The sequence below is a fragment of the Parashewanella curva genome, from assembly GCF_003675895.1.
In the GTDB taxonomy this organism is placed as follows: Bacteria; Pseudomonadota; Gammaproteobacteria; order Enterobacterales; family Shewanellaceae; genus Parashewanella; species Parashewanella curva.
This window is the reverse complement of sequence record NZ_ML014893.1, coordinates 1-4,474: the sequence shown is the minus strand read 5'-3', so window position 1 is coordinate 4,474 and position 4,474 is coordinate 1. Positions and strand designations below refer to the sequence as shown.

2 protein-coding genes are annotated in these 4,474 nt (G+C 39.4%); one reads left to right on the top strand and one right to left on the bottom strand.

The genetic code is table 11. From position 1 onward, the window contains the following. Positions 1-95: 95 nt before the first annotated feature. On the bottom strand, positions 96-1,325 hold the full coding sequence (locus tag D5018_RS20705; protein ID WP_121840874.1) for a hypothetical protein: 1,230 nt from the start codon (positions 1,323-1,325) through the stop codon (positions 96-98). 486 nt (positions 1,326-1,811) lie between these two features. Here D5018_RS20705 and D5018_RS22315 point away from each other — a divergent pair, with 486 nt between their 5' ends. Beyond that, positions 1,812-4,106 carry a PKD domain-containing protein gene (locus D5018_RS22315; RefSeq protein WP_121840873.1) on the top strand — a complete coding sequence of 765 codons (2,295 nt, stop codon included), beginning with the start codon at positions 1,812-1,814 and terminating at the stop codon, positions 4,104-4,106. Positions 4,107-4,474: the final 368 nt, after the last annotated feature.

Below are 4,474 nucleotides of genomic sequence, written 5' to 3'. Positions count from 1 at the left end.
GGCAAAGTGCTGGCTAATAGTGGTAGTTTTCATGGTGTTTAACAGGCAAAGACTATTATAAACCACGATCGATTCTGGTTGGCAAACGATCAAACTTAATTGCTTATTTTTGACCCGTTTGCCCTAGAGTTTTTAGCGTAAAGACTTGACTTAGTTCCAGAGTTACCATTAAATGTTACGCCAGTATTATCATTGTTTATTGCTACCACAGTAGCACTTTCAAGTGTTTTGCTTAAAGCGGACACCCCAGTGGTTTCTCCTCCGGTATTTTCAATTAAAAAGTATCCTTTTTGGCCAGCGTTATTTCCCGCTTGAATTCTGTAACTAGTTCCAACGGGCGCACTGCCATTAAGTATTATGTGGACTTTAGCTGATTGAGCGCTATTACCATTAAGACTCAAATAGCCAGATTTAAGCGTCAATTGAGCCCTTTCCGCTGAGCTGTCCTGACATCCAAAAAAAGTACTAGCAGTATCGTCAAGCTCTACAACTCCGCAGTAGCCATCAGTCCCATCAATTGTTCTAGATGAGCCCTGAGGGAAAACTATTATTGTTCTGTTTGCTGGGCAATTTTGAGTTGGTGGTGTTGGTTCAGGAATGTCATCCCCCAAAGAAAGCAAATCACGAGCAGCCATTCTGTTTGGCATTAATCCACCTTTAAGATTTAATGACTCAACATGCTGTTTTACTTGTGGCGCTTCTGGTGCATCATAGAATTGGTCACCATCATCAATAACGACTTCTTGCTCCATATTGGTTGGAGTGTAGTTTTCAGGTAGACGACTATTGATGTAATTTGCTACGCCGTCCACGGCCTGACTGGCTGCATAACCGCCTAAAGCGCCTGCTGCCATGTTAGCGCCACGACGTACATAGCCATCTTTATCGAATTGAAGTTCCTCCATTACCGCATCGGAGGCTTTCACTGCTATTTGACCTGCTGCCAAGCCTGCTGTTGCTTTGACTGTACCATAGGCGATACCTGCGGGAGATGTTAAACCAATAACTGCACCATGCGTTAGGGTGCTGGCTGCTTGTATAGCGAAATTCACTCCTTGAGACTGTTTAAGATTTTCAGGTAATTGCTCTGTGGCTTTCTTTTCTAAAAAATGAACTAACTTTCCTGATTGCGTCGCGGCTACGCAATAACCCAAAGCTGCGACAGCGCCACCAACACCACCTGTGGCAATACCTGCACCGACAGCAATGGATGCCGAAATTGCTGTTTCTGCACTAGGAAATTGTTGGTAAACTCGATTAGCCCCATCCTTGAGCGCATTGTACAATCCAACCGATGATGCTGTTGGTAGTGCTAACATGCCCATAATCATTTCTCCCATTGCAATAAATTAGTTAGTTGATGTTGATGTTGATGGGAATATATAAGCAACTTATTGATTGTGCGCCTCTTTTTGTGAACAAAAGTTAACCACTCAATTAGACTAAAAGTTCATTAATAAGAAAAAAGTGAAATAAGTGATTGATTCTAATTTCAGAATGAATGCCTTGGTAATTGGCCTGCTAAATAGAGCTTTTAATCTAGCTAACTTTGGGGCAATTTCGAGTCAGGCCATGTTCAGAATCAACTCGAAAATGGACAAAGATGAGTCAGCCACTGTACAAGTATGATTTTTGAAATTCTAGATGAACCGCAACTAAAATTGAATTGGTGGCTTTTTACATTATAAAAACAAGGCTGTACAATTATCAATCAACACCACTTAACACTGTAATTTTAATATACAAATGAGACATGGATAGCAGTTGAACTTTGTTTCAATTCAGTTCTCGTTCTAAAAAGGGATTTATCGATGTCAAAAACAGTAAAAATATTTTCAAAATTTACTAGCAGCACCTTCTTTTTCTGTCTATTTTTTTCGACATATGCATTAAGCTCAGAACTTGAAGATAACAATACGTCAACAAAGCACATTTACCCTGCAAATGAAACCTATACCGAACAAATTATTCTTGATACTTTAATTAACACTAATAATGCTCGTTGGAATTACGATGCACCTCTAGGTACTGCGGTCACTATAAACTTCTCATTTGCTACCGCTGAATCAGGATATTTAAACCCAATACTTTATGAACACCGTGAGTACAAAAATTATGAAAAAGACGCTGTTAGAAAAGTATTACAATCAATTTCTGAATCTGCAGACATTACGTTTAATGAAGTAAATTCAACTTCAAGTAATGTTGATATGATGTTTACTATTGGAATAGATGAAGACTTAGCTGACGCTCCACCTTCAAATAGTACCGAAGCCTCTGAAATCCGTTATGTAAAGCTCGATGGTGAGTCCACTTTAGCTTACTTTAACCCTGAGCGAGACGTTTTACCCTACCAAAAAATTACTGCTAGTAACATCGACTATAAACATGATTACGCAACAGCCAAAAAAACGCTATTACATGTAATGGGGCTCGCTTTGGGGCTCAAACACCCTTTTAGTAGTGATGGAAGGCCTTTAGGCAATTTTAGTACTGAATATTTTACTGTTTTGGAGTTTGTTACTGGCGCAGGTCCAAATAAGCCATTTAAAGCAACAAATTTAAGAAAAATGGACATCATTGCTTTGCAACATTTATATGGGAAATCGAAACTAATATCCAACGCAGGTGATACTATCTACACATTTGATGATAATTATGATTTCCATCAACTTCTTATTGATTCGAACGGGAATGATACTATTTCGTTAGAAACAGCTAAAAGAAAGAATATTATTGATTTACGTCCTAGCGCGTTTAGTTCTATCGCAACAAACTTATCCCGTGATTTTGATGATGATCGCAGATATTTGGGAAGGCATTATAACAATTTTATCATGCACCCAGACAGTGAAGTTGAGAACGCTATTGGTGGTTCAAATGATGATGAACTGATTGGAAACAAGCTTGAAAATGAACTGGCTGGTGGTAAAGGCAACGACAAGTTAAGAGGTTTTGGTGGTAATGACACTTTAGATGGCGGTCAGGGTACTGACACTGCTGTTTATGATGGTGTACTGGCAAATTATATTATTGTTTCAGAAGGGGAAACCACTTTTGAAGTGGCTGCTAAATCAGGAAGTGAAGGGGTAGACACCCTACATAATATTGAAAAGGTTCAATTTTCAGATAAAACTGTTCATAATCCTGTAATTGGTGCTGAAGATCAGGATGTTATTTCTGGCGCTACCGTAACGCTTGATGCTAAAGGTACAGATGGTGATGACGACAACTTGGTTATTGTTTGGCTTCAAATTGGAGGTTTAGAAGTCGAGCTACAAAACGCCAATACAGCAATCGCCACTTTTGTAGCCCCCGATGTCTCACAAGAGCAAGAGTTAACATTTAGAGTCGGTGTTAGTGATGGTTTATTTTTACCTGCAAAAACTATAAAGGTAACAATTACCCCAAAACCAAATACTAAGCCTGTTTTAGAAGATATAGCAGATGTTAGTGTTATTGAAAAAAGCAGTGTTTCATTAACAGCAAACGCCTCTGATGCTGACGGTGACGCAATTACTTACAGTTGGGCTCAAACTGATGGAACGAGTGTTTCCTTATCAGGAGCTGATACAAAAACAGTTAGCTTTACTTCACCTGATGTTGCTACTGATACAAGATTGACTTTTAAAGTAACGGCAAGTGATGGTAAAGATTCTGTTGAGAAAACGGTAATCGTAACCGTTACCCCAAAACCTAACACTAAACCTGTTTTAGAAGATATTGCTAATGAGAGTGTTAATGAAAATACCAGTGTTTCTTTAACAGCAAACGCCAATGATGCTGATGGAGATCCAATCACGTACAGTTGGACTCAAACAGGTGGAACGAATGTTTCCTTATCTGGCACTGATACAAAAACGGTTAGTTTTACAGCCCCAGATGTTGCTGCTGACACAACGTTAACCTTTAAAGTATCGGCGAGTGATGGTAAAGATTCTGTGGAGAAAGTGGTAACAGTAACGATTAAGAATATCGCACCTACAGCTGGTAATCCTGATGACAAAGATAACAGCGATAAATCTTCTGGCGGTGGTTCTATGGGCTGGATATTCACTCTACCTTTACTGGCATTAGCACTAGGTCGTAGAAAACGTCTTCACTAGTATTTTGATTATCTAAAAAATATCTCCAAGAAGTGGCATTTGCCGCTTCTTTTTTTACTTTTGCTAACTCACAATGGGGCATTTTCGAGTCAGGTTACGTTCAGAGCTGACTCGGCAATGGCGGATAAGCGACACCTGTTACCAGATGCCGCTCTCCTGAGAACCCAGCGTGCAACTTTCACTGCACTGGGCTCAAGCCTCCACAAAGGCGTACTACGTTACCCAGTAACTACAAAGAGTCACCTTCGCAATACACATTTGAAGCTTTAATATCTGTAACATAATGGAATTCCATTTATTACAGTAAGGAGAGGCACTAATCTCTAATGAGATCATCATTTGCGTTTCTCCATTAATAGAGTTCTTCA

Coding starts and splice junctions, on each gene's coding strand:
- D5018_RS20705 (WP_121840874.1), bottom strand. CDS start 1,325: ATGGGCATGTTAGCACTACCAACAGCATCATCGGTTGGATTGTACAAT.
- D5018_RS22315 (WP_121840873.1), top strand. CDS start 1,812: ATGTCAAAAACAGTAAAAATATTTTCAAAATTTACTAGCAGCACCTTC.